Below are 26,277 nucleotides of genomic sequence, written 5' to 3' on the forward strand. Positions count from 1 at the left end.
CTACCCGCGGGCACCTTGCCAAGCATGAGGCTGCTCGTGTGGCACGTCCACGGCTCCTGGACTTCCGCCTTCGTCCGGGGCGGCCACACCTACCTGCTGCCCACTGTGGACACAGCAAGGCCGTGGGGAAGGGGCCGCTGCGGCAGGGACTGGCCCGACTCGGCCGTGGAAGTGCCCTTCGAGCAGGTCGGCGGCGCGGGCGTGGACGCGGTGGTGTTGCAGCGGCCTGAGGAGATCGAACTCGCGCAGCGCCTGCTGGGGAAGCGGATCGGCAGCGAAGTGCCCGCCGTGTACGTCGAGCACAACACGCCGCGCGACCATGCCGCCACGAGCAGGCATCCGCTCGCCGATCGCGACGACATCCCGCTGGTGCACGTCACGCACTTCAACGAGTTGATGTGGGACAACGGGATCGCACCCACCGTGGTCATCGGGCACGGCATCGTGGACCCCGGCTACCGCTACACCGGCGAACTGCCGAGAGCGGCCGTGCTCATCAACGAGCCGGTGCGAAGGGGCCGGATAGTCGGTACCGACCTGCTTCCCGCGTTCGCCGAGGTCGCCCCCGTGGACCTGTACGGCATGGGGCTCGACGACCTGTCCATCCGCGGCGTCACCCCGGTCGGCGACCTGCGGCAGGAGGAACTGCACACGCGGATGGCGCGCGACCGCGTCTACGTGCACACGGCTCGCTGGACCTCGCTCGGCCTGTCCCTGCTCGAAGCCATGCACCTCGGCATGCCGGTGGTCTCGCTGGCGACCACGGAGGCCGCCACATCGGTGCCGTCCGAGGCCGGGTTCGTCTCCACCGACGTCACCGAACTCACCTCAGCGGTACACACGCTGCTCGAATCTCCCGACCTCGCGGCAGGGATGGGCAAGTCGGGGCGCGAGCACGCCCTCGCGCGTTTCGGGCTCGACTCCTTCCTGCGCGAATGGGACTCCCTGCTCGGCCGGCTTCTGCCGTGAACACACAGGAGGAAGCATGAAGATCTCCATGGTTTCCGAGCACGCCAGCCCGCTGGCCGCACTCGGCGAAGCCGACGGCGGAGGCCAGAACGTGCATGTCGCCGAACTGTCGGCGGGCCTGACCAGGGCCGGGCACGAGGTGACCGTCTACACGCGGCGCGAGGACGACGTCCAACCCGACGAGGTGCGCATGCCCGCCGGGTACCGCGTGGTGCATGTGCCCGCCGGGCCACGCAGGCACGTGCCCAAGGACGAGTTGCTGCCGCACATGGGCGAGTTCGCCCGCTTCCTGGAACGCGAGTGGCGCGGCGAGCGGCCGGACGTGGTGCACGCGCACTTCTGGATGTCGGGGGTCGCCTCGCTGCTCGCGGCCAAGGAGATGAACACCCCGGTCGTGCAGACTTTCCACGCGCTCGGTGTGGTCAAGCGGCGCAACCAGGGCCCGGCCGACACCAGCCCGGCCGACCGCATTCGCCTGGAACGCCTGGTGGGGCGCAACGCGGCCAGGGTGGCGGCCACCTGCTCCGACGAGGTGTTCGAGCTGGTGCGGATGGGATTGCCTCGATCCCGCATCTCCGTGGTGCCGTGCGGGGTGGACCTGGAACGCTTCACGCCACACGGCGAGCGTGCGCGAAGGGACGGCGGCCGCCACCGCGTCGTGGCCGTCGGCAGGCTCGTGCCGCGCAAGGGATTCGACATCGCCATCGCCGCGCTGCGCCACCTGCCCGACACCGAACTGGTCATCGCGGGTGGGCCGCGGGAGGGCAGGCTAGCCGAGGACGAGGAGGCAAGGCGGTTGCGGCACTGTGCCGCCCAGCACGGTGTCTCCGACCGGGTTCGACTGGTCGGCCAGGTCGCGCGGCCCGACGTGCCCGCACTGCTGCGCTCCGCCGACGTCGTGGTCACCACGCCGTGGTACGAGCCGTTCGGGATCGTGCCGCTGGAGGCGATGGCGTGCGGCGTGCCGGTGGTCGCTGCCGCCGTCGGCGGCCTCACCGACACCGTCGTGGAGGGCGTCACCGGCATCCACGTCCCCCCGAGGCAGCCGGACGCCGTGGCGACGGCGGTGCGCAAGCTGCTGTCCGACGGCGCGCTGCGCGACGCCTACGGCATCGCGGGCGCCGACAGGGCCCGGTGCCGCTACTCCTGGGACCGCATCACCACCGACACACTGCGCGTCTACGAACGCTGCGTGCCCAGCATCGCGCTGGACGAGGAAACCGGCTGAGACCGGCCGTGCGCCCGCGAGCCGGGGAGTGTGCGGCCCGCGGGCGCCGACCCCACAGTCAGGCCGGTGTCCTGCTGGAGACGTCGAAGGTCAGGTGGCCGTCCCGGACGGCGATACGGACCCGGTCGTTCTCGGCGACCTCGCCGTTGAGCAGCATCCGCGACAGCACGTTGTCCACCTCGCGCTGGATGGTGCGGCGCAGCGGGCGGGCACCGTACTCCGGCTGGTAACCCGCCTCCGCCAGCCAGCGCACCGCTTGCGGGTCGAACTCGACCTCCACGGCCTGCGCGTGTGCTTTGCGCCGCGTCTCCTCCAGCAGCAGCGACGTGACCTGCTCCAACTGCACCGCCGACAGCTTGCGGAACACGATGATCTCGTCGATGCGGTTGAGGAACTCGGGACGGAACGTCTCGCGCAGCCGTCGCATCAGCCGCTCCCGCAGCGGCTCGTCGGTGTCCTCCTCGCGTGAAGGAGCGAACCCGAGCGCGCCCTGCGTACCGCTGAGCACGAGCTCCGACCCGACGTTGCTGGTCATGATGAGCACGATGTTGGTGAAGTTCACCGTGCGGCCGCGCCCGTCGGTGAGCCTGCCGTCGTCGAGCACCTGCAACAGCATGTTGAACACGTCGGGGTGCGCCTTTTCGATCTCGTCCAGCAGCACCACCGAGTAGGGCCTCCTGCGCACCGCCTCGGTGAGCTGGCCCGCCTCCTCGTAGCCGACGTAACCGGGTGGCGCGCCGACAAGCCTGCTCACCGTGTGCCGCTCGCCGTACTCGGACATATCGAGCCGGATCATCCTGTCCTCGCTGCCGAACAACGCCTCCGCGAGCGCGCGGGCGAGTTCGGTCTTGCCGACCCCTGTCGGGCCGAGGAACAGGAAGCTGCCGGACGGCCGGTTCGGCTCGGCCAGCCCCGCCCTTGTCCTGCGCACAGCCTCGGAAACCGCTGCAACGGCGTCGTCCTGGCCGACGACCCTGCCGTGCAGGTGCTCCTCCAGGTGCAGCAGCCGCTCCCGTTCCTGCTGGGTCAGTTGCGCCACGGGAACGCCGGTGAGCCGCGAAACCACCTCGGCGATGTCGACGGCGCTCACCTCGGGCGCGCCCGTCACCCCGTTGCCACGCTTGGCCTCCGCGAGGCGGCCGCGCAGATCGTTGATCTCGTCTCGCAACGAGGAGGCTCGTTCGTAGTGTTCCTCGCTAACCGCCTGGTCGCGGTCTCGGCACAGTTGCTCCAGCCGCGCCTCCAGCTCACGCACCTGCTCGGGCTCTCGGCCCGTGCGCATCCGCACCCTCGCGCCCGCCTGGTCGATCAGGTCGATCGCCTTGTCGGGCAGGTAACGGTCGGTGATGTAGCGGTCGGAAAGCGACGCCGCCGCGTTCAGCGCCTCGTCGGTGAAGCTCACCTGGTGGTGCGCCTCGTACTGGTCACGCAGCCCGTGCAGGATCGCCAGCGTGTCCTCCACGTCCGGCTCCGGAACCAGGATCGGCTGGAACCGCCGTTCGAAGGCCGGGTCGTTCTCGATGTTCTCGCGGTACTCGTCGAGCGTCGTAGCGCCGACGATATGCAGGTCTCCCCTTGCCAGCGCGGGTTTGAGCATGTTGCCCGCCCCCATCGAGCCCTCCGATGCCCCCGCGCCGACCACGGTGTGCAGTTCGTCGATGAACACGATGAGCTTGTCCTTGTTCGACCGGATCTCGTCGAGCAGCTTGCTCATGCGTTCCTCGAAGTCACCCCGGTAGCGGGTACCCGCCACCATGGCGGTGAGGTCGAGTTGGATCACCCGCCGCTCGCCGAGCGTCTCCGGCACCTGCCCGTCCGCGATGCGCTGCGCGAGACCCTCCACGATCGCTGTCTTGCCGACACCGGCCTCACCGATGAGCACCGGGTTGTTCTTCGTCCGCCTCGACAGCACCTCGATGGTCTGCTCGATCTCGTCGTCGCGGCCGACCACGGGGTCGATCTCGCCGTCACGGGCCATCGCGGTCAGGTCGCGCCCATAGCTGTCGAGCGTGGGGGTGTCGCTGCTCGCCTGCTGCTGGCCCGCCCGAGCGGCGCCGGGCGTGGCGGTCGGGTCGGTGAAGGCCCGCTGCATCGTCTCCGGTGTCACGCCCGCCTCGCCGAGCAACCGGCCGACCTGCGACTCGTGGTTGGCCACCAGCGCCAGCAGCACATGCTCGGGACCGATGTAGGACGAGCGCAGTCCCCGCGACATCTGGTGTGCGTCCAGCAGCGTGCGCTTGGCGGCCGGGGTCAACACCGGGTGGGCAGCGGTGCGCCCGTGGCCACGTCCCGCCTCGCGCTCGACCCGGTCGGCGAGTGCGTCCGGGTCGGCTCCGGCCCGCTGGATCAGCTCCCTGCTGCCAGGGACCCGGGTCGCCGCCCACAGTAGGTGTGTGGAGTCCAGTTCGTTGCCGCCCCACTCCTCGGCCTTGCGCACGGCCGCCGAGACCAGCGCGAGCGCCTGCTCGCTCATCAGGCGCGTGATACCGGCCGCGGAGGGCCGCCTGCCCGGCATCGCGTTGCCGAAGAACTGGGCGAGCAGCTGGTCGAACGGGCTCGGACCTGGGTCGGCCCCGAAGAAGCCGGTCATGGGCACACTCCTTTGGCGAACGGTTGCTGACCGGGGCCTACCCGGTCGCCAGGACCGTCAACCCACGTAACGGCGTGCCACGGAGCTTCGCTGCGCGTGCTCGAGCGCGCGAAGCCCCCGCTCCACGCTGTCGGGCACGACCCGCCGCTGCCTGAGCACCCACGGCAACCCTCGCAGTGCCTCCAGCACGGCCGACGCGGTGGCGAGGTCGGCAGGTGCGGAGCGCAGCACGTCGGCGGTTCTGCGTGCGGCGCCGGGCACCGGCCTGCGCAGCCACAGCGTCCACAGCGTGTTGCGGATGCCCAGTTGCCTGCGCCGTCTCGGGTCCCGCAGCCGCGAGGGCGCGTGGTGGATCACCACGTCCTCGGCCCAGCACATCCACCAGCCTTGTGAGGCCAGATCGAGCGCGAGCAGTTCCTCCTCACCACCGAGCCACATCCTGGGGTTGAATCCGCCCACCTCGCGAAACGCCCGCACCCGCAGTGCGGTCAGGCCTGCCATGATGCCGAGCAGCGCGGGCCCAGGCAGCCAGTCCGGCCCCCGCACCGGCGAGTGGCGCAGCTCCGGAGTGATCGGGTCCTCGGTGAGGTCCGGCTCGACGAGGCAGCGGCCAGTCACCGATCCCAACCCCGGGTGGGCGTCCAACAGGTCGGCGGCGCGAGTGAGCGATCCCGGCTGCCAACGGGTGTCGTCGTCGCAGAACGCCACGTACGGGGTACGCACCTGATCGACAGCCACGTTGCGCGCCAGCGCACCCAGGTTCGTCTCGCAGGCAAGCAACGGCACCTGCGGGTGGTGGCGCGCGATCGCGTCGGCCGTGCCGTCCGTGGAGGCGTTGTCGGCGACGATCAGCGGCGCCGCGTCCGGCAGCGTGGTCATCACCTGCAGAGTCCGCAGCACCTCCTCGCGCCGGTTGTGGGTGATCAGCACGACGGTGACACGCGGCTCGCGGCTCATGTCAGCTCCCTGATCTGCGCTTCGACGTGCCGGGGAAGCCGCCTGCGCCTGCCGAGGGCGTGCGGCAGCCTGCGCAAAGCGCCCGCCGCGGCGGCAGGCTCGTTGAGCAACGGGCCGAGACTGCGCAGCAACTGCGGCACCGGCCTGCGCATCAGGGCGATCAACGCGTTGTTACGCAACTCCAGCCTGCGCCGCCACCGCGCGGGCGGCCGGGTCGTGGAGGGATGGTGGTGGGCCCGCAGTTGATCCACATAGCTCAGTGCCCATCCTGCTGCCGCAAGGTCGTAGGCGAGCAGCGTCTCCTCCGCCCCGAAGTGCAGCAGCTCGCTGAAGCCACCCACCTGGAGAAAGGCCTGCCTGCGCACGATCGCCGAGCAGGCGAGGAAGCCCAGCACCAGCGGGCCTGGCACATCCGGCGCGGTACCGAGCGGGCTGTCGGCCAGCAGCGCGCACACCGGGTCCGGCTCGGCCCGCGGCCCCACCAGCGTCGTCGCCGCGAGCAGGCCCACCCTGGGATAGGCGTCGAACAGCGTCTCCGCTCTCGGCAGCGCACCCTGTTCCCACCAGGAGTCGTCGTCACTGAACGCGACGTAGGGTGTCTCGGCGCGCCGCACCCCGATGTTGCGTGCCGCCACACCGGCGTTGCCTGCCAGGCTCACCAACCGCACTTCCGGAAAGTCCCGCCGTACCAGGGCCGCGGTGTCGTCGTATGAGCCGTTGTCCACCACGACGACAGGTGGCGTCGGCCGCAGCGCCCGCAACTCGCGCAACGACCGGTCCAGCTCGGCCGCGCGGTTTCGGGTCGCGATGACCACGGTGGTGCGCGCGTCGCTCATCCGAGAACCTCGCGAAGCAGCCCGGACACCAGTTCGGCACCGTCAGCGCGGCCACGCGCGGCCTCCCGCCGCCCGGCAGCCGAAAGGCACCACCGCCACCACGGTTCGAACGCCTCCGCGCCCGCGTCCTCGGCTGCCACCACCGCGGGCCAGTCGAGCGCGTGCCCCTGTGCGCTCACCTTGCCGCCGCCGGTGACCGGGTCGACGGCCAGCGCGGGCACCCCCGCCGACAGCGCGAGTACCAGGCCGTGCATCCGCGTGGTAACCACCACGTCCAGCCGTTCCACCAGCGACAGGAAGGCGTCAGGGGTCGCGCAGTGTCGCCAGTCGGCGGTCGCCAGCCGCGTCCGCAGCGGAATCCGCGCGCAGTCCAGTCCCTCGACCCAGGTCAGCAGCGCCTTGTGCACCTGTTCGTGCCTGCGCCGCTCGCCGTACTCCCGCTGGCCGGGCGCGAGCGCGATTCCCGCGACCGGTACCCGCGACGAGCGCGCCGAGACCGACAGATCGGGCGTGCCGCTCCCGTCGCCGTCCCTGGCGAGCACGCGGTGGAAGCCGGTGACCGCGGCAGCCGTCGGGTCGATCACCGACACCCCGACGGCGATGCGGCGGCAGCGTGCGTACCGCTCGTGCAGCCACTCCACCTGCTCACCGTGGGCGGGTCCACACGCGAACACCAGGTGCGTGTAGTGACCAGGGTCGGCATCGTCGAAATGGAGCACGCCAGGGCGGTATCCGGGACTCCACACCAGATCGGTTGGAACGCCTGCCGCACGCAGCGCGTCGGCGACACGGCGCATACTCAGCACGTCCCCTGCCGTGGCCTCACCGTGCAGGAAGCTCGGCCACCCTGTCACGAGCGCACGCATGCCGCGCGGACTACCCGTTACCCAAGGGTTTCACACCCGGCGGGCAGGGTAGCCGAGACGCCATGGCTAATCGGTTCGGGCACGCGCTGGTAACCGGCGGCGCCGGGTTCCTCGGCTCACAGCTGTGCGAACGGCTGCTGGGAAACGGCCACCGGGTGACCTGTGTGGACAGTTTCGCGACAGGAAGGCCGGACAACATCGCGCACCTACACGGGCATCCGCGGTTCGAGCTCGTCGAGCACGACATGACGCGACCGGTCGAAGGCAGCGCCGTACCAACCGATGTAGACCTGGTGTTCCACCTGGCCTCGGCGGCGTCGCCGAAGGACTACCAGCGACTCGCTATCGACACACTCCGCGTCGGCGCTCTCGGCACCGAGCACGCGCTGCGGCTTGCCGCCAACGCCGGTGCCCGGTTCCTGCTGACCTCCACCAGCGAGGTCTACGGTGACCCACTCGAGCATCCGCAACGCGAAACCTACTGGGGCAACGTGAATCCGATCGGTCCACGCAGCGTCTACGACGAGGCCAAGCGCTACGCCGAGGCACTCACCATGGCCTACCTGCGCGAGCACGGCACCAACGTGGCGATCGCGAGGGTGTTCAACACCTACGGGCCACGGATGCGGGCCGACGACGGCAGGGTCATCCCGGCCTTCATCACGCAGGCGCTGACAGGGCGACCGCTGACGGTGGCGGGGACCGGGGAGCAGACCCGCTCGGTGTGCTACGTCGACGACACCGTCGGCGGGCTGCTGAGCCTGGCATACAGTTCACTGCACGGCCCCGTGAACATCGGCAACCCTGACGAGCTTTCGGTGCGGCGCATAGCCGAGGAGATCCTTTCCCTGACGGGAGTGTCGGTGGCGGTCACGACGGTGGAAGGAGCTGTCGACGACCCCAGACGCCGCTGCCCGGACATCACCCTCGCCCGAGCAGAACTCGGCTGGCTGCCCAGTGTCGGGTTGCGGGAGGGGCTGAACCGCACCATCGCCTGGTTCGCCCGAAACGCCGTCGCCGACCACGTCTCAGCGTAGCCACCAACTCGGCCGTCACGTGTTCTCGTTCACAGCAAGTAGCGACGTCCTGGGGTTTTGCACCGCAACGGTTTAGTCGTCGCTGCGCCGGGTAGCGGTTTACTGGCGGTCGCGATCGCGACCGAACTGCCACAGCCGGGAGGTAACCAGGTGCGAATACTCGGCATCAACGCCGTTTTCCACGACCCGGCCGCCGCACTGGTGGTTGACGGCGAGATCGTCGCCGCAGCGGAAGAGGAGCGGTTCAGCAGGCGCAAGCACGGCAAGGAAGCCGTTCCGTTCTCGGCGTGGGAACAGCCACGGCACAGCGCCAACTGGTGCCTGCGGCACGCCGGTCTCGCGGCGTCCGACCTGGACGCGGTCGCCTACTCATACGATCCGACACTCGTCGACGAGACGCTGCCCGGAACCGACCAGGGCGGCTGGGAGAAACTGCGCACCCTCTACGCGCGCCGCGCACCCGCCTTCCTCAAGACGGCACTTCCCGGCCTGGACCCGGGCAAGGTGCGGTTCGTGCGGCACCACGTCGCGCACGCCGCCTCGGCCGCGCTGGCCGCGCCGTTCGGCGACTGCGCGGTGCTGACTTCCGACGGCCGCGGCGAGTCGGAGTCCTATGTGTCCGGTGAGTACCGGGAGGGAAAGTTCGTCGAGCTGGCGAACCAGCCGCTGCCCCACTCGCTCGGACTGACCTATGAGGACGTGACGCAACATCTGGGGTTCAAGCGTTCCAGCGACGAGTACAAGGTGATGGCGCTGGCCTCGTACGGCACGCCGAGATTCCTGCCGCGGCTGCGGGAGCACATCCACGCGGGTGCGGACGGTGGGTTTCGCACCGGCCCGATCGACTGGAGCCAGTTCGCCCCCGAACGGGCCCCCGAAGGCGAAATGCTGCCCGAACACGCCGACCTCGCCGCGAGCGTGCAGCGTGCCGTCGAGGACGTGCTGCTTGATCTCGCCCGCTGGCTGTACGAGCGCACCGGGCGCCGCGACCTGGCGATGGCGGGCGGAACCGCGCTGAACTGCGTGGCCAACACCCGGCTGCACGCGGAAAGCCCGTTCGAGCGGGTCTGGGTACAGCCCGCGGCGGGCGACGCCGGAACCGCACTGGGGGCCGCGCTGCAACTCGCGGCCGACCTCGGGGAGTCCACCCGGCCGATGCTGGCAGCCGACCTCGGCCGCGACTGGCCGGAGGAGGAGATACGGGAATGGCTCGACACCGCCAGGGTTGCCTACGAGCGGCCACGCGACATCGCCGAGACCGCGGCCGAAACACTCGCCGAGGACGGCATCGTGGCGTGGTTCCAGGGCCGCGCCGAGTTCGGCCCACGCGCGCTCGGCCACCGCTCCCTGCTCGCACATCCTGGCAGAGCGCAGAATCTCGAACGCCTCAACGATGTGAAGGGCCGCGAGCAGTTCCGCCCCGTCGCTCCGATGGTGCTGGCCGAAAGGGCGGCCGAGTTATTCACCCGCGGACCCGTTCCGAGTCCCTACATGCTGTTCGTGCACGACGTCGAACCCTCCTGGCGCGACCGCATCCCCGCGGTGACGCATGTGGACGGTACCGCCCGTATCCAGACCGTGGACGGTGACGCCGAACCGCTGCTCGCCAGGATGCTGCGCGGCTTCGAGCGGCGAACCGGGCTGCCAACCGTGGTCAACACCAGCCTCAACACCTCGGGGCGCCCGATGGTCGACGACCCCAGGGACGCGCTGGAATGCTTCGGATCCGCGCCGATCGACCTGCTCGCGATCGGACCGTTCGCCGTGCGGAGGACCGCGTGATGGGCAGCCGGAACGGGGCCGTCACCGTCGTCATCCCAACGACGGGCAGGGACAGCCTCGCCGCCCTGTTGCGTGCGCTCGACACCGCCACCGGCCCACCCCCCGCCGAGATTCTGGTGGTCGACGACCGCCCAGCGGGGCAACCGCTGCCGCTGCCTGCGACAAGGCTTGCGGTGCGCGTGCTGCGCTCCGGTGGCCGAGGGCCCGCGGCCGCGCGCAACACCGGCTGGCGGGCGGCGCGCACCGAGTGGGTCGCTTTCCTCGACGACGACGTGCTGCCCGACGACGACTGGCCGAGCGCGATCGCCGACGACCTCACCGGGCTCGACGACGATGTCGCGGCCTCCGTCGGCAGGATCGTCGTGCCGCTGCCGCGCGAGAGGCGGCCCACTGACGACGAGCGCGACACGCTGGCGCTGATCCGCTCGCGGTGGATCACCGCGGACATGGCATACCGGCGTGCGGTGCTGGTGGAGGCCGGTGGCTTCGACGAGCGATTCCCACGCGCCTACCGCGAGGACGCCGACCTCGCGTTGCGGGTGCGAAAGGCGGGTTACGCCATCGCCGAGGGTGCGCGGACCACCAACCACCCGCCGCGCAACGGTGACTTCTGGGCCAGCGTGCGCAGGCAGCGAGGAAACGCCGACAACGCGCTGATGCGCCGCAAACACGGCCCCGGCTGGCGCGCCAAGGCCGGAGAGGGCGGCGGCAGACTCGGCAGGCACGCGCTGACCACGCTCGCGGGTGCCGCCGGAGTCGGGCTGCTCGCCATGGGACGTACCGGACCCGCGGCCATGGCCTGCGGCATGTGGGCAGGCCTGACAACGCAGTTCGCGGGCAGGCGCGTGGCCGACGGTCCGCGCACGCCCGCCGAGATCGCCCGCATGGCCGTCACCAGCGCGGTTATCCCACCCGTCGCATGCGCGCACCGGCTGCGCGGTGAACTCGCCGCCAGCCGGCACAGTGCGGTGCTGTTCGATCGCGACGACACCCTCATCGAGGACGTCCCCTACCTCGACGACCCGGAGAAGGTACGGCCGATGCCTGGCGCGGAGCAGGCGCTGGACCTGCTTCGCGAGGCGGGCGTGCTGGTCGGCGTCGTCAGCAACCAGTCCGGAGTGGCTCGCGGGCACATCACACGCGAGGAGCTGTGGGCGGTAAACGAGCGGGTGGACGAGCTGCTGGGCCCGTTCCACGCGTGGCAGCTGTGCCCGCACGCGCCCGACGACGGCTGCGCGTGCCGCAAGCCGAAACCGGGGCTCGTGCTGCGCGCCGCGGGCGCCCTCGGGGTGCGCCCGCGGCGTTGCGTCGTCATCGGCGACATCGGCGCGGACGTGGCCGCTGCCGCGGCGGCAGGGGCGCAGGCCGTGCTCGTTCCAACCGCCCGCACCATGCCCGGCGAGATAGCGGAGAGCCGCCGCGACGCCCACGTCGCGGCGGACCTGCCTTCGGCCGCCCGGCTGGCCATGGAGTTGCTATGAGCGGCAGGGTCCTCGTCGCACGGCTCGACAGCGTGGGCGACGTCCTGCTGGCGGGCCCGTGTGTGCGCGCCGTCGCAGCGGGGTCCGAGCAGGTGACCCTGCTCGCGGGCCCGAGGGGCCGCGCGGCCGCGCGGCTACTTCCCGGCGTCGACGAAGTGATCGAGTGGTGCGCGCCGTGGATCGACCCCGATCCGCCCGAACTCACCGCCGAGTCGGTGGAAGCCCTCACCAAGCAGCTGCGCGACCTTCGGCTGGACGCGGCGCTGATCCTCACCTCGTTCCACCAGTCACCGCTGCCGCTGGCGGTTGTGCTTCGCATGGCTGGCGTGCCCTGGATAGGCGGAATCAGCGAGGACTATCCAGGGTCGCTGCTCGACCTGCGGCACCGCGTCGACGGCGACCCGCCAGAGGCACGGCGCGCGCTGTCGCTGGCGCGCGCCGCGGGGTACGAGCTGCCGGAGGGCGACAAGGGCCTGCTCGCGGTGCGGGGTCCGCTGCCCGACACCCGAGAGCTGGCCGGCCCGCCCGGCTACGTCGCCGTGCACGCGGCCGCATCAGTGCCCGCTCGGCAACCCACGGCTGAGCGGACCCGCGCCATCGTGCACGCGCTCGCCGAAGCGGGGCATCGCGTGGTGGTCACGGGATCGCAGGACGAGCGCGAGCTCACCGCCTTCGTGGCGGACTGTCGCGCCACGGACCTCGGCGGGGCCACCGACCTTCGCGAGCTGGCCTCCGTACTCGCCTCGGCCCGCGCCGTGGTGGCACCCAACACCGGCCCGGCACACCTGGCCGCCGCCGTTGGCACGCCGGTGGTGTCGCTGTTCGCGCCCGTCGTTCCCTCCGCCCGCTGGGCACCCGACGGCGTCGCGACGATCCTGCTCGGCGACCAGGAGGCCCCGTGCAAGGACACCAGGGCAAGGCGCTGCCCCTTCGAGGGGCACCCGTGCCTCGCGATCGACGCCACCGAGGTGGTCGACGCCGTCGCCACCCTCTGCAACGCGCACGACGACCGTCGCGTCGGCACAGGACCCACTGGAGGTGTGTCGTGATCGAAGAACACTTCACCGCACTGCACGGTGCGCTGGACAGGACGCGGACCGCGGTGCCGACGATCAAGGTGTGGGGTGCCCACCTCGCCACTGTGCTCGCCGACGGCGGCAGGTTGCTCGCCTGCGGCAACGGCGGCAGCGCCGCCGAGGCTCAGCACCTCACCGGCGAACTCGTCGGCAAGTTCCTCAGCGACCGGCAACCACTGTCAGCTATCGCGCTGCACGCCGACACCTCGGCAGGCACGGCGATCGTCAACGACTACGGCGAGCACGAGTTCTACGCGAGGCAGGTGCGCGCCCACGGCAGATCCGGTGACGTTCTGGTCGCGCTGTCCACAAGCGGCCGCAGCCAGAACGTGGTCGCCGCCGCGAAGGTCGCCCACGAGCTCGGCATGGTCACCTGGGCACTGACCGGCCCAGCGCCCAACCCGCTCACCGCACTGTGCGACGACGCTATCGCGGTGGAGGCCGGCAGCGTGGCGACGGTGCAGGAGGTGCACCTTGCGGTGGTGCACGCGCTGTGCACACGGATCGACGAGTCACTGGGGGCGCGGGCATGAGGCCGCTGGTCGTTGTCGGCGACGCGCTGCTCGACGTTGACGTCGAGGGCCGCAGTGACCGGCTGTGCCCGGAAGCTCCGGTTCCGGTCGTGGACGCCGAGGGCGAGTGGGTGCGACCTGGAGGGGCAGGCCTCGCGGCCGCGCTGCTGGCTACCCGGACGGCACCGCGGACGCTGCTGGTCACCGCACTCGGCGACGACGACACGGGGCGGCGCCTCGCCGAGTTGCTCGCCCACGACGTGCGGGTGCTGCGACTGCCGCTGGAAGGGGAGACGGTGCGCAAAACGCGGGTCAGGGCGGCAGGACAGTCGCTGGTGCGCCTCGACACCGGTGACGGGCGCGCGGCGCAGGCGCCGCTGCCCGCGAACGTCGAGCGGTCGCTTCGCGACGCGGGCGCCGTCCTGGTCTCCGACTACGGGCGGGGCGTGGCGGCCCACCGGGGGCTGCGGCGGCTGCTCACCGACCTGGCCAGGCGCATCCCCGTGGTGTGGGACCCGCACCCGAGAGGACCAGCTCCCGTGCCTGGGGCCACGCTCGTCACCCCCAACGATCGCGAGGCGCTGGGTTTCGTGCCCGGCTGCGGCGGACCCGAGCAGGCCGCCGCGACCTTGCGCCGGGAGTGGGCGTGCTCGGCGGCGGCGGTGACGGTCGGCGCGAACGGAGCCGTGCTCGCCGACGGCGACTCCGGCAGCGTCCGGATTCCGGTGCCGACCGGCGCGGCCGCGACCGGGCAGCGGCCGGACACCTGCGGGGCGGGCGACCGCTTCGCCAGCGCCGCCGCGGCGGCTCTGCTGGAGGGGGCCGACGTGACGCAAGCCGTACGTTCGGCGGTGGAGGCCGCGTCACGGTTCGTCGCCGCGGGCGGAGCGTCGGCACTTTCGGTTGAGGAATCCGCCCTGCCCCGCGTGGACGGCGACGCGTTCGATCTCGCCGAGCGGGTGCGCAGGCAGGGCGGCCGCCTCGTCGCCACCGGAGGCTGCTTCGACCTGCTGCACCCCGGACACGTGAGCCTGCTGAGGCAGGCGCGGTCCCTCGGTGACGCCCTCGTGGTCTGCCTGAACTCCGACGATTCGGTGCGCCGGTTGAAAGGCCCTGGCAGGCCGGTAGTGCCGGAGGCCGACCGAGCAAGGCTGCTGGCGGAGCTGGCCATTGTGGACGCCGTCGTTGTCTTCGACGAACCGGCTCCCAGCCAGGTGCTGAACCAGCTGCGGCCGGACGTCTGGGTCAAGGGCGACGACTACGCGGGTGCGGACCTGCCCGAGGCCGACGTGGTGCGCCGCCATGGCGGCGAGGTGGTGCTGGTGCCCACCGTGGACGGCTACTCAACCACCCGGCTGCTGCAGGACGCGGGCCGGTAGCGAATGCGGGAGGCAGACATGAACGTACTGATCACAGGCGGTTCCTCCGGGCTGGGCGCCGCGACGGTCGATGCGGTGCTCGCCGAAGGCGGCACCCCGCTCGTCATCGACAGGGCCGCTCCACCCGCCGATGTCCCGTACGCGCTGGCCGACCTCGCCGACACGCCGTCGGCGGAGAGCGCGGTGCGGGAACTGGCCGAGCGCGTGGGCGGCCTCGACGCGGTGTTCACGGCGGCGGGCATCGATTCGCCCGGCGCGCTTGGCGCGGTACCCGCCAAGGAGTGGGAGCGAGTGGTGCAGGTGAACCTGCTCGGTACGGCCGCGGTCGTACGCGCGGCGCTTCCCTACCTGGAGCGCTCCGGCGGCACCGTGGTCACCTGCGGGTCCACGCTGGGCCTTCGCTCGGTTTCCGACGCTACCGCCTACTGCGCTTCGAAGGCAGGCGTAGCCGCGTTCACCCGGGCACTCGCCGCGGAAACCGCGGGAAGGGTCGGGGTGACGCTGCTGGTCCCCGGCGGTATGGACACCGCGTTCTTCGACGGCCGCGACGAGCAGTACAAGCCGCCACCCGGCGCCAAGCTGAACCGACCGGAGGACGTCGCGGCCTCCGTGCTGCACGCGTTGCGCACCCCGGCGGGTTGCGAGGTGCGTGAGTTGGTGGTGTGCCATTCGGAAGAGGGCTCGTGGCCGTAACGCTGGTGCTGCGCGCGCTCGGGCTCGGCGACCTGCTGACCGCCGTGCCCGCACTGCGGGCGCTGCGCAGGCACCGGGAGCAGCGACTGGTGCTGGCTGCGCCCGCCGCGCTGGCGCCGCTGCTGCCGCTGACAGCGGCGGTGGACGAACTGCTTCCCACGCCCGGCCTCGGCGAGCTGCACTGGCAGGCCTCACCTCCCGACCTGGCGGTCAACCTGCACGGCAGCGGCCCGCAGAGCACCAGCGACCTGCTGGCCGCCCGTCCCCGCGCGCTGCTAACCCACCGCCACCCCGACCGACCCGAGGTGGAGGGTCCCGCGTGGCGGCCGGACCTGCATGAGGTGGACCGCTGGTGTGCGCTGCTGGAGTGGCACGACATCCCCGCCGACCGTGACGACCTCACCCTTGCCGAACCAGCCGTGACCAGCCCCGCCCCCGGCGCCGTGGTGGTCCATCCTGGAGCCGCGTACCCGGCGCGCCGCTGGCCACCGCGGCGGTTCGCGGCCGTGGCGGCCGAACTCGCGCACAGCGGGCATGAGGTGGTGGTCACGGGCAACGTCGCCGAGCGGCCGCTTGCCACCGAGGTGGCGCGCCGCGCGGGGCTACCCGCCGACGCCGTACTCGCCGGCCACGACCTCGGCTCACTGGCCGCACTTGTCAGCAAGGCCGCCCTGGTCGTGTGTGGCGACACCGGCGTCGGGCACCTCGCAACCGGCTACGGCACACCGTCGGTGCTGCTGTTCGGCCCGACACCACCCGCGCTGTGGGGCCCGCCCGAGGCCAGGTCGCGACATGTGGCGCTGTGGGCGGGCCACACCGGCGACCCGCACGGCCGAACCCCCGACCCCGGGCTGCTGCGCCTGACCACCGACGAGGTGCTCGCAGCGGCACGCGGCCAACTCTGGGAGGTCAGCCATGTCTGACATGCCTGAACCGCCCGTCGAAGGCACCGAGAACGCCCACGTCGGCGTGGTCGGAGCGGGGTACGTCGGGCTCACCAGCGCGGCCTGCCTCGCCCGGCTCGGGCACACCGTCACCTGCGTCGACGTCGACACCACGAAGGTGGCCGCGCTGCGGAGCGCGCGGGTTCCCATCGCCGAACCGGAGTTGCACAGGCTGGTGAGCGAGGGCATCAGCACCGGCAGGCTGTGGTTCGCCAGCGAACTGGCTTCGGTCGCCCGAAGCGATGTGGTGATGCTGTGCGTGCCCACACCCGCGCGAAGCGACGGCACGGTGGACCTGGGCGCGTTCGATGTCGCGCTCGACGCGCTGCGCCACACCCTCGACCCGCGGGCGGTTGTCGCGGTGAAGTCCACCGTGCCGGTCGGCACCACCGCCCGCGCCGAGGGGTTGCTCGGTGCCGCCTCGGTCAGCAACCCGGAGTTCCTTCGGGAGGGGCACGCGGTGTGGGACTTCCTGCATCCCGATCGCATCGTGCTCGGCGCGACGCGGAAGGAAGCCGCGGAACGGGTGGGCAGGCTCTACCGGGGGCTGGACGCGCCGGTGATTCACACCGACCCGGCCAGTGCGGAACTGGCCAAGTACGCGAGCAACGCGTTCCTCGCGCTGAAGCTGTCGTACGTGAACGTGCTCGCCGAGCTGTGCGAACACCACGGCGCGGACATCACGCACGTCGCGCATTCGATGGGGCTCGACGACCGGATCGGCCCCGCGTTCCTCGCCCCCGGTCCCGGCTGGGGCGGCTCCTGCCTGCCCAAGGACACCAGTGCACTGCTGCACGCGGCCGAGTGCGCCGGGGTCGACTTCGCCATGCTTTCCGACGCGGTGGCGGCCAACTCCCACCAGCACGAGCGCGTGGTGCGCAAGGTGCGGCTGGCCGTGACCGGCTCGGCGGACGGCAGCTTGCGTGGCATCCGGCTGGGACTGCTGGGGCTGACGTTCAAGGCGGGCACCGACGACCTGCGTGACTCACCCGCGCTCGCGGTGGCCGAGCGGCTCGCCGACGAGGGTGCCTCGTTGACCGGCTACGACCCCGGCATCCGGGGGTCGAGGGATCTGGGACGTATCCAGCTCGTCGACGAGCCCGCGCTGGTGGCCAAGGACGCCGCGGCGGTGGTCTTGCTCACCGAGTGGCCGCAGTTCCGCGAACTCAACTGGCCGCAGCTGGCCCAGCTCACCGAGCACGCCACCGTGGTCGACACGCGGAACCTGCTCGATCCTGCCGAGTTGACCGCGGCGGGCTTCGCCTACCACGGGCTCGGCAAACCCCTGCGGTGACGCCCTGCGGTGCCCGGCGGCTCGCGGCGCGCCGCCGGGCACGGAAGGCGGGTTCAGACCGTCGGATTCAGGACCGGCGGCGTGCCACGTCAACCTCCGAGACGATCCCGACGAGTTCCGGACCGTCCATCACCGGCAGTCGCCGCACGTGGTGCCGGGACATCTGCTCGAGCGCTTCCTCCACGTCGGCGTCCGCGCGCACCGTGTGCAGCTCGCCCTCGACGAGTTCGCCGACGTGCACGGCCATCGGGTCCTTGCCTTCCGCGAGCACCTTCACCACGATGTCACGGTCGGTGACGATGCCCTTGAGTCGGTTGTCCTCGCCCCGCACCGGCAGCGCCCCCACGTTGTTGCGAGCCATGATCCGAGCTACTTCGGACACCGCCTCGCTGGTGTCCACGAACTTGGGATCGCTGGTCATGATGTCGCGCACCTTGGTAGAAGTCGTCACGGTGGGTCACTCCTTGCGTCGTCGACATGTCCGTTCGGGGAATACCCGACCCAACGGGGTTTGCACCCCAGACCGTTCTCGCTACGCTCAGGTTCCGTCGGGCGGTTAAACAGCCAGCGGCCACGACGGCGATCCTCGAACAGCGCACTCACCGCTGGAGGTGCCGTGCCCGAGCTATCACACTCCGACATTCCACTGCACACACCCGCATTGGACGTTCGGACGCAGCAGCGTGGACAGACCGTCATCGTGAAGGTGCACGGGGAGATCGACCTGAGCACCGGTGGCGGGCTGGAGCGGGAACTGCGGCAGGCGTTGGCCGCTACACAGCCACCCCATCCGCTCGTCGCCGACCTGGCCGAGGTGAGTTTCATCGGTTCGTCCGGACTGGCGGTGTTACTCGAAGTGAGCAGGATCGCCGAGGAGCAGGGCACGCAACTGCGGGTGGTGTCCGCCCGGCGCGCGGTCCGCAGGCCGGTGGAGGCCGCGGGCCTGCAAGGCACGCTGCGACTGCACCCCACGCTGGAGTCGGCCCTTACCGGCACGGCCTGAAGGCTCGTCCGCCGAGGTTGCGTAGGCCGAAGCCGGGTACCTCGTCTGGTATGACGTCACACAACCGGCGTTGGGCAGGGCAGCTTCGCAGGCAGGCGTGCTCGGTGCCGGACCTGAGCCGGGTCGCGCGGGATCACCTGCCGGGATCGCGCGGGGCGGCGTCGTTCGAGTTCACCTTCGCCGGGCCGCTACACCTGGTGCTGCCCGTCGTCGGGCAGTTGCGGGTGGAGGCCGACGCCATCGAGGTGCATTACGGACCGTGGTGGTTTCGCACTCCGCGGTCCAACCTCGCGGCAGTGCGGGCGCGGCCGGGTCAGGTGTCGCTGACCTTCCGCGATCCGGTGCACGGTCACGAGCCGGTGGGCGTGCGACACCACGAGTTGGCGCTGGCGGTCGATGATCCCGACCGGGTGGCGCGGTCCCTGCTTCGCGCACCCAACGCCAACGGCCGCCCGCGAACCCGGGGTACCTGCGGCCGCGGCGAACAGCGGTCGAAGCGGTGAGCCGCGTCCGATCCGTTCAAGCCGACCGCCCATGCTCGCGGGCACGATTCGGCTCATGACCATCGACCTCGCGGCCGCCGAGACCTTCCTCCACACCCATGCCCGCCTGCTCGACCGGCACCGCCTGCGCCTGCTGCTCGGTGACGGTGACGAGCAGGCCGCGGTGAGCGCCCTGCTCGGCTACCGCAACACCGACGGCGGCTTCGGCAACGGCCTTGAACCCGACCTGCGGGCGAGGCAGAGCCAGCCCGCCTGCGCGCTGCACGCGTTCGAAGTGTTCGCCGACATCGCACCCGCCACAAGCGGTCACGCCGCGCGGCTGTGCGACTGGCTGGCCGGTGTGACACTCGCCGACGGCGGACTGCCGTTCGCGCTCCCGGTCGGCAACCCGGCCGGATGTGCGCCGTTCTGGCTGGCGGCCGACCCGAACACCTCGTCGTTGCAGATCTCGGCGATCGTCGCGGCGAACGCGCACCAGGTGGCGCGACACGATCCCGAAGTGGCGGCGCATCCGTGGCTGGCCAGCGTTACGGACTACTGCGAGTCCGCGATCCGTGCCGTGCGCGACCGCACCCCACACGCGATCGAGTTGGCCTTCGCGGTGCGCTTCGTCGATGAACTGCACGCCAGCGCGCCCGCCCGCGGCGAGGAGTTGCTCGCACTGCTGGCGCGGCACCTCCCTGCCGACGGGCTGGTACACGTGCGGGGCGGGACCGAGGAGGAGTTCATGCGCCCGCTCGACTTCTCCCCGCTACCCGGCATACCGTCACGCGAACTGTTCCGCTCCGAGGTCATAGAGTCGGAACTTGACGCCTTGGCGCGACGACAACAGGATGACGGTGGCTGGCCGGTCGACTTCAACAGCTACTCCCCTGCCGCTCGCCTGGAATGGCGCGGCTACGCCACCGTGCAGGCGGTGTGGATCCTGCGCGGAAACGGCCTGCTCCCTCGGTCACCTCAGCGGGCAGGCGGCTGAGCGGACCGGAAAGCGCCGCGACCGGTCTACCCGATCGCGTGCAGGCGGACTGCGTGCGCGGCCGAGCGTTCGTAGCATCCGGGTGTGGCGCTACTCGGCCGGATGACGCGGCGGCAGCAAGCGATCATGGCGGCCTCCGTCATCAGCAACGGGATGATGTTCGCCACGTTGTCCAGTGTGTCCGTCGCGCTGCCTGAGATCCAGCGCGAATTCGACGTCAGCCGCTCCGCGATCAACTGGGTGATCGCGGGAGCACTGCTGCCGCTGGCCTCGCTGGTGCTGGTCGGCGGCAGGCTCGGCGACCTTTTCGGCAGACGAAGGATGTTCCTGATCAGCGTCACCGGGTTCGGGCTGGCTTCCGCGTTGTGCGGGCTCGCGCCGGGGGAAACCCTGCTTGTCGCGGGCAGGGTCGGGCAGGGCCTCATGATCGCGATCGGTGCTCCGCTCGCGCTGGCCAACGTCACCGAGGCCTTCGAAGAGGAAGAAAAGGGCTGGGCGATCGGGGTGCTGTCGGCGGGTATCACGCTGGCGACGCTCAGCGCGCCGCTTGGCATGGCTCTTGTCGTCCAGTTGGCGAGCTGGCGATGGTTGTTCCTGCCGATCGCACCGGTATGCGCGCTGCTGGTGCTACTGACCTGGCGATACATGAGCGAGACGCGCGTTCCGCAAGGCAAATCGCTGGATCTGCGCGGGCTGGTACTGCTCGCGGCCGGGCTCACCATGCTGGCCGTAGGCAGCGAGCAAGCCGGGTACTGGGGCTTCGACTGGCGGACTTTCACGCTGGTGTCGGCCGGTGTGGCCACACTCGTCGCGTTCGGCTTGGCCGAACGCCGCGCGAAAGCTCCGTTGCTGCGGGTGGAGTTGTTGCGCAAGCGCGGGGTCACCGGATCGGTGGTGTGCCTGGCGGCCATGCAGTGGGCGGCGATCGGGTTCAGTGTCTACCTGATGCTGTACGCGCAGCAGGTGCTGGAGTTGGAACCACTCGCCGCGGGCCTGTTGCTGCTGGCGTCCGGGCTCGGTCCGCCGCTGTTCTCCTCACTGGCCGGTTGGCTGACCGACCGCGGTATGGCCGCGTGGCTTGTCGTCGGCGGGCTCGCGGTCGCGGCGCTCGCCCTGATCTTCACGGCTTCCGGTGTGCAGCGGTACCAGGACGTGCTGCTCATCCCGCTGTTCTTCGTGTTCGGCACCGCCGCCGCGTTCGTGTACACGCCGAGTTCGGCCAGCACGATGATCGCCGCGCCTGAGGCGGAGGAGGGTGTCGTCGCGGGCCTGACCATGCAGGCCCGACAGATCGGTAGTGTCGTCGGCATCACCGCCACCAGCGCCGTGCTCGTCGCCGTCGAGTGGAGGATGCGCGACGCGCTCCTGCTTGGACCGGACGCGTACTTCAGCGCGGAGCAGCGGCACGCGCTCGACGGGCTGCTATCGGACAGCGAAACCGGCAACCGGCTGCTGAACTCGCTTCCGCCGGGGCAACGGCCGAACGTGGTCGAGGCGGCCAAGGAGGCTTACGTGACGGGGCTGGAGACGGCGCTGCTGGTCAACGCGGGACTGCTGGCGCTCGTCGCGATGCTGGGATTCGTGTTGCTACGCCCCGTGTGGCGGCGGATCGAGCCGCCCGCGCTGGAAGATCTTGAGCTGCCGTTACGGTTGCGTGTCTCCGAACTGCGACCGCCGCGATACCGGCCCGCGTCGCAACCGCCTTCGTGGTAACCGGCCCCGGGTCGGGAGTGGACGGCAGGCCGGGACTGCCGGACACTCTCGACCTACGGATAGGTCAGAACCGCACGTTGGAGAGGTAGTCGAAGCCAACCTGTGCGCTGTGCAGCGCGTCGCGGGGCTGGTCGTTCTCGACGATGTACTGCTTCATCGGCCCGCGCCAGGTCCTTGCGAAGATCTCGGGAAAGTCGATCGTGCCCTCACCCAGGTCCGCGAAGGAGCCGTCGGCCGCCCTGTCCTTGACGTGGAACTGCCGTACCCTGCCGAACCTGCGCCAGTACTCCCGCACCGGGTCCGCGCCACCGGTGACCACCCAGTAAAGGTCGTACTCGAAGTGGATGTTGCGTGGATCGGTGTTCTCGGCGATCACGTCCATCGGGCGCACACCGTCGATGGGCTGGAACTCGTGCGCGTGGTTGTGGTAGCCGTAGGCGATCCCCGCCTTGCGGAACGCCTCGCCCGCGCGGTCCAGTCGCCGCGCGAACGCCGTCCACTCCTCGATGGTGGAGTAGTTGGCCCATGCGCAGTCGGCGACGCTGTAGCCGATGATCCTGGCGTCCTCGATGAGCTGGTCGACGTCCGCTCCGTCGAAGCCGACGTGCGCCGAGGTCGCGCGAAGGTGGTACCGGTCGAGCAGCGCGCGGAACTCGGTGGCCGAACGCCCGTAGGTCCCCGCGAGTTCCACCGAGCGGTAGCCGATGTCGGCGAGCGCCTCGAGAGTGCCCTCGGTGTCCTCCCCAAGCACGTCTCGCAGGGTGTAGAGCTGGATGCTGATCCGGTCCTTCGGGATTCGCCTGGTGCGTGGGTGGTCGACGGCAGCCGCGGTGGCGGGCAGCGCCGCGGTGAGCCCGACGGCCGCCGCCCCCGCCGCGGCCGTGCGGAGCAGGTGCCGCCGCGAGAGTGGGTTCCTGGCGTTGTCATTCATCACTCGAATTCCCTTCGGTGCTGAACGCGGCGTCGAATGTCGCCGCTGGTTTGTCGAAAAGCACGTCCTTGATGTAGGTCACGGCCTCGGCAGCGCCGCGCAGCCGGTCCATGCCGGCGTCCTCCCATTCCACGGAGATCGGGCCGGTGTAGCCGATCGCGTTCAGCGCGCGGAACGCCCCCTCCCAGTCGACGTCACCGTGCCCTGTGGACACGAAGTCCCAGCCCCTGCGCGGGTCCGCCCACGGCAGGTGGGAACCGAGCCTGCCGTTACGGCCGTCGAAGCGCTTCTTGGTGTCCTTGCAGTCGACGTGGTAGATGCGGTCGGCGAAGTCCAGGATGAAGCCGATCGGGTCGAGGTCCTGCCACACGAAGTGTGAGGGGTCCCAGTTAAGGCCGAACGCGGGGCGATGACCGACGGCTTCGAGCGCCCGCTTGGTGGTCCAGTAGTCGTAGGCGATCTCGGAAGGGTGCACCTCGTGGGCGAAGCGCACACCGACCTCGTCGAACACGTCCAGGATCGGGTTCCAGCGGCCGGCGAAGTCGGCGTAGCCGTCGTCGATCATCGGCTGCGACACCGGCGGGAACATCGCGACGTACTTCCAGATCTTGGAGCCGGTGAACCCGACAACGGTGTCCACCCCGAGCTTCGCCGCGGCCCTCGCGGTGTCGGCGACCTCGGCGGCGGCGCGCTGCCGCACACCTTCCGGTTCGCCGTCGCCCCAGATCCGCGAAGGCAGGATGTTGCGGTGCCGCTCGTCGATGGGGTCGTCGCACACGGCTTGCCCGACGAGGTGGTTGGAGATCGCCCACACCTTCAGGCCGTAGGAATCCAGCAACTCCAGGCGTTCCCGCACATAGTTGTCCTCGGAAAGGGCGCGGTCCACCTCGAAGTGGTCGCCCCAGCACGCGATTTCCAGCCCGTCGTAGCCCCACTCGGAAGCCAGCGAACACACCTTCTCGAAAGGTAGGTCGGCCCACTGGCCGGTGAACAACGTAACCGGTCGGCTCATCGATGTGCTCCCTGTCTTATTCCTTGCAGTTGCAGCAGTAGATCGCGGACCTCGGTGGCCGCCAGCCCGCCACCTGATTCCACAGTGGATGGAACCGCTGGATCGGAGCACAGCAACACCGGCCCGTCGGCGACGGAGTCGGGCAGTCTGCCGTGCGTACCCATCACCCACCTCGGGTCGGTCGGCACCACGTTCATCGCGTACCGCAAACCCGCCTTCTTGCGTGCCAGGTTGAGCCCCGCCTTTGCCTTCGCGAGCTTGTCGGCGGGATCGAAGAACAGCTCCGCAGGGTCGTACCCGGGTTTGCGATGGATCTCCACTCCCCTGGCGAAGTCGGGCGCGCGCTCGTCGTCGAGCCAGTAGTAGTAGGTGAACCAGGCACCCGGTTCGGCCACTGCCACCAGTTCGCCCGCGCGTTCGTGGTCGATCCGGTAACGTGCCTGCCGCTCGCGGTCAAGCACCTCGTCCACGCCGGAAAGTCCGGCGACGATGGCCGCCACCTTCGACACATCCGCCTCTTCGGCCACGTAGACGTGCGCTACCTGGTGGTCGGCCACCGCGAACGCCCGCGACGTCCACGGGTCCAGATACTCCATCCCGTCCTGGGTGTAGACCTCGAGCAGTCCCTCGCGGCGCAGCGCCCTGTTGATGTCCACCGGCTGCGACGCGGGCGTGATTCCGTACTCGGACAGCGCGACAACGGCGGCACCCTCCCGCTCGGCGTCCGCGAGCAGCGGAGCCAGTTCCGCGTCGACCGCTCGCGCGGCCTCGACCGCCTTGGCCGAGTCCGGACCGAACCGTTGCAGGTCGTAGTCCAGGTGCGGGACGTAGACCAGCAGCAGGTCGGGGCCGGGACTGCTGAGCAACCTGCGGGCCGCCGCGACGATCCACCTGGTGGACGCGATCGATGCGGTAGGTCCCCAGTAGTTGAACAGCGGGAACGGGCCGAGTTCGGCGGTCAGCTCGTCGTGCAGCGACGGTGGCCGGGCGTAGCAGTCGGGCGACTTGCGGCCGTCGGCGTGGTAGATCGGCCTCGGCGTGATGGTGAAGTCGGTGGAGGCGCCCATCGCGTACCACCAGCACACGTTCGCCGCGGTGTAGCCGGAATGCGCCACCCGTGCGGTTTCCCACACCTTCTCGCCCCGCACCAGCCTGTTGTGCTGCCGCCACAGGTAGACCTCGCCGAGATCGCGGAAGTACCAGCCGTTGCCGACGATGCCGTGCTCGGCGGGCATCGTGCCGGTCAGCAAGGTGGACTGGGCGCTGCACGTCACCGCGGGCAGCACCGTGCCGAGATTCGCCTGCCAGCCGCGGTTCGCCAGCGCGGTCAGATTCGGCATGTGCCGCAGCAGCGTGGGCGTCAATCCCACGACGTCGACCACCAGCAGTTTCCTCATGAGCTCACCTTTCGTGCCCAGCGCAGCTCGTCGGCGATGCCGTCGGCGAGGTCCTGCCGGTGCCGCTCGGGCAGGACGTTCCAGGTGTAGGTCTCCACCTCCACATGTGGCCGCCGAGGTCCCGCCTGCTCCGCCACGGCGGCCAGACTCTCGGCCAGCACGTCGGTGGTGGACGTCAGCGGCGGTTGCGGCGCGGCGTGCAGCGGCACGTGGAAATGCACACGCCAGGGCCCGGTGGCGGGCAGCTCCGCCAGCGCCCGCGGCAGATCGTCACTGGCGAGTACCCTGCCGTCCGGCAGCAGCTCACGCACCTGGTGCAGGTAGCGCGGCTCGGCGAACTCGGCGAGGGCCGCCCGCGCCGCCTCGGTGTCCGGCCGTTCGATGTGCAGCGCCGAGGAGGCCTGCACCTTCACCACTTCGAGTCCCGCCTCGACCACGCGCGCGACGGTGCGGCGGGGATCGGCGAACGACACCGCGAGATGGCAAGTGTCGAGGCACACGCCGACGTGTCGGGGGTCCACCCGCCCGGCCAGCCAGTCGACCGCGTCCGCCATCGTGTCCAGCACGCAACCCGGCTCCGGCTCCACGGCCAGCTTCACCGGCCGTCCCCGCCGCACGAGCGTCTCGCCGAGTACCCGTGTCACCTCGTCGAACGCGACCTTCGCTCGCGTGTCGTCGGAAGGCGTCCACGGCTCGCGCCAGCCCAGCGGCAGGGTGGAGATGCTGCCGTACTCGGCGTCGGCGGGCAGCAGGTCGGCCAACACGGTCACACAGTCCACGGTGTACTTCAGTCTGCGCGGGTCGGTCCACCTCGGCTGGTACACCGAGTGCTTGACGACGCTTTCGTGGAATCCGCCGTAGGGAAAGGCGTTGAGGGTCTGCACAGCCAGCCCCCTCGCCTCGAGTTCGGCGGCGAGCCTTCGGCGTGCGCCGGGGTCGTTGGCGAGGCCCTCTGCGACGGTGGCGGCCAGCCACAGTCCGACACCGAGCCGATCCTCTCCCAGCTTCTCCCGCACCGCCACGGCGTGGGTGTCGAGTTGGCGCAGGATCGCGTCGAGGTCCTGCGCCGGGTGAACGTTCGTGCAGTAGGAAAGCAAC

General features: G+C 70.6%; 24 protein-coding genes. 15 read left to right on the forward strand and 9 right to left on the reverse strand.

Annotation, left to right across the window (positions count from 1 at the left end; all coding sequences use genetic code 11):
* The first annotated feature begins 24 nt into the window (after nt 1-24).
* Both FHU38_RS18535 and FHU38_RS18540 read left to right on the forward strand, forming a co-directional pair.
* On the forward strand, nt 25-969 hold the full coding sequence (locus tag FHU38_RS18535) for a glycosyltransferase (RefSeq protein WP_167173146.1): 945 nt from the start codon (nt 25-27) through the stop codon (nt 967-969).
* Nucleotides 970-985: 16 nt separating this feature from the next.
* Entirely contained in the window at nt 986-2,197 is a 1,212-nt protein-coding gene (locus FHU38_RS18540) for a glycosyltransferase (RefSeq protein ID WP_167173148.1), read from the forward strand.
* A 58-nt stretch (nt 2,198-2,255) separates the two neighbouring features.
* Here the strand turns inward: FHU38_RS18540 and FHU38_RS18545 are convergent, their stop codons facing one another.
* Genes FHU38_RS18545 through FHU38_RS18560 form a run of 4 tightly spaced genes read right to left on the reverse strand, consistent with a single transcriptional unit; the run spans nt 2,256 to nt 7,446 of the window.
* Entirely contained in the window at nt 2,256-4,787 is a 2,532-nt protein-coding gene (locus FHU38_RS18545) for an ATP-dependent Clp protease ATP-binding subunit (RefSeq protein ID WP_167173150.1), read from the reverse strand.
* A gap of 57 nt (nt 4,788-4,844) precedes the next feature.
* The gene (locus FHU38_RS18550; protein ID WP_167173152.1) at nt 4,845-5,744 is read right to left on the reverse strand and encodes a glycosyltransferase family 2 protein; all 900 of its coding nucleotides are present in this window, start codon (nt 5,742-5,744) and stop codon (nt 4,845-4,847) included.
* Nucleotides 5,741-6,580, reverse strand: a complete 840-nt coding sequence (locus tag FHU38_RS18555) for a glycosyltransferase family 2 protein (RefSeq protein WP_167173155.1) — start codon at nt 6,578-6,580, stop codon at nt 5,741-5,743. The genes FHU38_RS18550 and FHU38_RS18555 overlap by 4 nt, the downstream gene beginning before the upstream one ends.
* Nucleotides 6,577-7,446 (reverse strand): polysaccharide pyruvyl transferase family protein, encoded by an 870-nt coding sequence (locus FHU38_RS18560; protein WP_167173156.1) that lies wholly within the window; start codon nt 7,444-7,446, stop codon nt 6,577-6,579. Before FHU38_RS18560 ends, FHU38_RS18555 begins: the two co-directional genes overlap by 4 nt.
* 62 nt (nt 7,447-7,508) lie before the next feature.
* Between FHU38_RS18560 and FHU38_RS18565 the strand changes: the two genes are divergently transcribed.
* The 9 genes from FHU38_RS18565 to FHU38_RS18605 all read left to right on the forward strand — a co-directional run bounded on the left by FHU38_RS18565 (nt 7,509) and on the right by FHU38_RS18605 (nt 17,644).
* The gene (locus FHU38_RS18565) at nt 7,509-8,483 is read left to right on the forward strand and encodes a UDP-glucuronic acid decarboxylase family protein (protein ID WP_167173158.1); all 975 of its coding nucleotides are present in this window, start codon (nt 7,509-7,511) and stop codon (nt 8,481-8,483) included.
* 150 nt (nt 8,484-8,633) lie between these two features.
* The gene (locus FHU38_RS18570) at nt 8,634-10,265 is read left to right on the forward strand and encodes a carbamoyltransferase family protein (protein ID WP_167173160.1); all 1,632 of its coding nucleotides are present in this window, start codon (nt 8,634-8,636) and stop codon (nt 10,263-10,265) included.
* Complete coding sequence (locus FHU38_RS18575; protein WP_167173162.1) at nt 10,265-11,746, forward strand: HAD-IIIA family hydrolase; 1,482 nt, start codon at nt 10,265-10,267, stop codon at nt 11,744-11,746. The genes FHU38_RS18570 and FHU38_RS18575 overlap by 1 nt, the downstream gene beginning before the upstream one ends.
* On the forward strand, nt 11,743-12,795 hold the full coding sequence (locus tag FHU38_RS18580; RefSeq protein ID WP_167173164.1) for a glycosyltransferase family 9 protein: 1,053 nt from the start codon (nt 11,743-11,745) through the stop codon (nt 12,793-12,795). Before FHU38_RS18575 ends, FHU38_RS18580 begins: the two co-directional genes overlap by 4 nt.
* Nucleotides 12,792-13,355 carry a D-sedoheptulose-7-phosphate isomerase gene (locus FHU38_RS18585; RefSeq protein WP_167173166.1) on the forward strand — a complete coding sequence of 188 codons (564 nt, stop codon included), beginning with the start codon at nt 12,792-12,794 and terminating at the stop codon, nt 13,353-13,355. The genes FHU38_RS18580 and FHU38_RS18585 overlap by 4 nt, the downstream gene beginning before the upstream one ends.
* Nucleotides 13,352-14,713 (forward strand): PfkB family carbohydrate kinase, encoded by a 1,362-nt coding sequence (locus FHU38_RS18590; RefSeq protein WP_167173168.1) that lies wholly within the window; start codon nt 13,352-13,354, stop codon nt 14,711-14,713. Before FHU38_RS18585 ends, FHU38_RS18590 begins: the two co-directional genes overlap by 4 nt.
* 18 nt (nt 14,714-14,731) lie before the next feature.
* Nucleotides 14,732-15,406, forward strand: coding sequence for an SDR family oxidoreductase (locus FHU38_RS18595; protein ID WP_167173170.1), 675 nt, complete (start codon nt 14,732-14,734; stop codon nt 15,404-15,406).
* On the forward strand, nt 15,397-16,329 hold the full coding sequence (locus FHU38_RS18600) for a glycosyltransferase family 9 protein (protein WP_167173172.1): 933 nt from the start codon (nt 15,397-15,399) through the stop codon (nt 16,327-16,329). The genes FHU38_RS18595 and FHU38_RS18600 overlap by 10 nt, the downstream gene beginning before the upstream one ends.
* Nucleotides 16,322-17,644, forward strand: a complete 1,323-nt coding sequence (locus tag FHU38_RS18605; protein ID WP_167173174.1) for a UDP-glucose dehydrogenase family protein — start codon at nt 16,322-16,324, stop codon at nt 17,642-17,644. The genes FHU38_RS18600 and FHU38_RS18605 overlap by 8 nt, the downstream gene beginning before the upstream one ends.
* A 67-nt stretch (nt 17,645-17,711) precedes the next feature.
* Here the strand turns inward: FHU38_RS18605 and FHU38_RS18610 are convergent, their stop codons facing one another.
* Complete coding sequence (locus tag FHU38_RS18610) at nt 17,712-18,065, reverse strand: CBS domain-containing protein (protein ID WP_167176265.1); 354 nt, start codon at nt 18,063-18,065, stop codon at nt 17,712-17,714.
* 195 nt (nt 18,066-18,260) lie between these two features.
* On the opposite strand from FHU38_RS18610, the gene FHU38_RS18615 reads away from it, so the two are divergent.
* The 4 genes from FHU38_RS18615 to FHU38_RS18630 all read left to right on the forward strand — a co-directional run bounded on the left by FHU38_RS18615 (nt 18,261) and on the right by FHU38_RS18630 (nt 21,839).
* Complete coding sequence (locus tag FHU38_RS18615) at nt 18,261-18,647, forward strand: STAS domain-containing protein (RefSeq protein ID WP_167173176.1); 387 nt, start codon at nt 18,261-18,263, stop codon at nt 18,645-18,647.
* Between the two features lie 50 nt (nt 18,648-18,697).
* The gene (locus FHU38_RS18620) at nt 18,698-19,150 is read left to right on the forward strand and encodes a hypothetical protein (protein WP_167173178.1); all 453 of its coding nucleotides are present in this window, start codon (nt 18,698-18,700) and stop codon (nt 19,148-19,150) included.
* A 55-nt stretch (nt 19,151-19,205) separates the two neighbouring features.
* Entirely contained in the window at nt 19,206-20,126 is a 921-nt protein-coding gene (locus FHU38_RS18625) for a hypothetical protein (protein ID WP_167173180.1), read from the forward strand.
* Between the two features lie 84 nt (nt 20,127-20,210).
* Nucleotides 20,211-21,839, forward strand: coding sequence for an MFS transporter (locus FHU38_RS18630; RefSeq protein ID WP_167173183.1), 1,629 nt, complete (start codon nt 20,211-20,213; stop codon nt 21,837-21,839).
* Nucleotides 21,840-21,903: 64 nt separating this feature from the next.
* On the opposite strand, the gene FHU38_RS18635 is transcribed toward FHU38_RS18630, so the two are convergent.
* Genes FHU38_RS18635 through eboE form a run of 4 tightly spaced genes read right to left on the reverse strand, consistent with a single transcriptional unit; the run spans nt 21,904 to nt 26,276 of the window.
* Entirely contained in the window at nt 21,904-22,770 is an 867-nt protein-coding gene (locus FHU38_RS18635) for a sugar phosphate isomerase/epimerase family protein (protein ID WP_167176267.1), read from the reverse strand.
* Nucleotides 22,763-23,782 (reverse strand): sugar phosphate isomerase/epimerase family protein, encoded by a 1,020-nt coding sequence (locus tag FHU38_RS18640; RefSeq protein WP_167173185.1) that lies wholly within the window; start codon nt 23,780-23,782, stop codon nt 22,763-22,765. Before FHU38_RS18640 ends, FHU38_RS18635 begins: the two co-directional genes overlap by 8 nt.
* Complete coding sequence (locus tag FHU38_RS18645; protein WP_167173187.1) at nt 23,779-25,179, reverse strand: alkaline phosphatase family protein; 1,401 nt, start codon at nt 25,177-25,179, stop codon at nt 23,779-23,781. The genes FHU38_RS18640 and FHU38_RS18645 overlap by 4 nt, the downstream gene beginning before the upstream one ends.
* Nucleotides 25,176-26,276, reverse strand: a complete 1,101-nt coding sequence (gene eboE, locus FHU38_RS18650) for a metabolite traffic protein EboE (RefSeq protein WP_167176269.1) — start codon at nt 26,274-26,276, stop codon at nt 25,176-25,178. The genes FHU38_RS18645 and eboE overlap by 4 nt, the downstream gene beginning before the upstream one ends.
* Nucleotide 26,277: the final 1 nt, after the last annotated feature.

The sequence above is a fragment of the Saccharomonospora amisosensis genome (assembly GCF_011761185.1).
GTDB classification, from domain to species: Bacteria; Actinomycetota; Actinomycetes; order Mycobacteriales; family Pseudonocardiaceae; genus Saccharomonospora_A; species Saccharomonospora_A amisosensis.

Coding starts and splice junctions, on each gene's coding strand:
- FHU38_RS18535 (WP_167173146.1), top strand. CDS start 25: ATGAGGCTGCTCGTGTGGCACGTCCACGGCTCCTGGACTTCCGCCTTC.
- FHU38_RS18540 (WP_167173148.1), top strand. CDS start 986: ATGAAGATCTCCATGGTTTCCGAGCACGCCAGCCCGCTGGCCGCACTC.
- FHU38_RS18545 (WP_167173150.1), bottom strand. CDS start 4,787: ATGACCGGCTTCTTCGGGGCCGACCCAGGTCCGAGCCCGTTCGACCAG.
- FHU38_RS18550 (WP_167173152.1), bottom strand. CDS start 5,744: ATGAGCCGCGAGCCGCGTGTCACCGTCGTGCTGATCACCCACAACCGG.
- FHU38_RS18555 (WP_167173155.1), bottom strand. CDS start 6,580: ATGAGCGACGCGCGCACCACCGTGGTCATCGCGACCCGAAACCGCGCG.
- FHU38_RS18560 (WP_167173156.1), bottom strand. CDS start 7,446: ATGCGTGCGCTCGTGACAGGGTGGCCGAGCTTCCTGCACGGTGAGGCC.
- FHU38_RS18565 (WP_167173158.1), top strand. CDS start 7,509: ATGGCTAATCGGTTCGGGCACGCGCTGGTAACCGGCGGCGCCGGGTTC.
- FHU38_RS18575 (WP_167173162.1), top strand. CDS start 10,265: ATGGGCAGCCGGAACGGGGCCGTCACCGTCGTCATCCCAACGACGGGC.
- FHU38_RS18580 (WP_167173164.1), top strand. CDS start 11,743: ATGAGCGGCAGGGTCCTCGTCGCACGGCTCGACAGCGTGGGCGACGTC.
- FHU38_RS18590 (WP_167173168.1), top strand. CDS start 13,352: ATGAGGCCGCTGGTCGTTGTCGGCGACGCGCTGCTCGACGTTGACGTC.
- FHU38_RS18595 (WP_167173170.1), top strand. CDS start 14,732: ATGAACGTACTGATCACAGGCGGTTCCTCCGGGCTGGGCGCCGCGACG.
- FHU38_RS18605 (WP_167173174.1), top strand. CDS start 16,322: ATGTCTGACATGCCTGAACCGCCCGTCGAAGGCACCGAGAACGCCCAC.
- FHU38_RS18610 (WP_167176265.1), bottom strand. CDS start 18,065: ATGACCAGCGATCCCAAGTTCGTGGACACCAGCGAGGCGGTGTCCGAA.
- FHU38_RS18620 (WP_167173178.1), top strand. CDS start 18,698: ATGACGTCACACAACCGGCGTTGGGCAGGGCAGCTTCGCAGGCAGGCG.
- FHU38_RS18625 (WP_167173180.1), top strand. CDS start 19,206: ATGACCATCGACCTCGCGGCCGCCGAGACCTTCCTCCACACCCATGCC.
- FHU38_RS18635 (WP_167176267.1), bottom strand. CDS start 22,770: ATGAATGACAACGCCAGGAACCCACTCTCGCGGCGGCACCTGCTCCGC.
- FHU38_RS18640 (WP_167173185.1), bottom strand. CDS start 23,782: ATGAGCCGACCGGTTACGTTGTTCACCGGCCAGTGGGCCGACCTACCT.
- FHU38_RS18645 (WP_167173187.1), bottom strand. CDS start 25,179: ATGAGGAAACTGCTGGTGGTCGACGTCGTGGGATTGACGCCCACGCTG.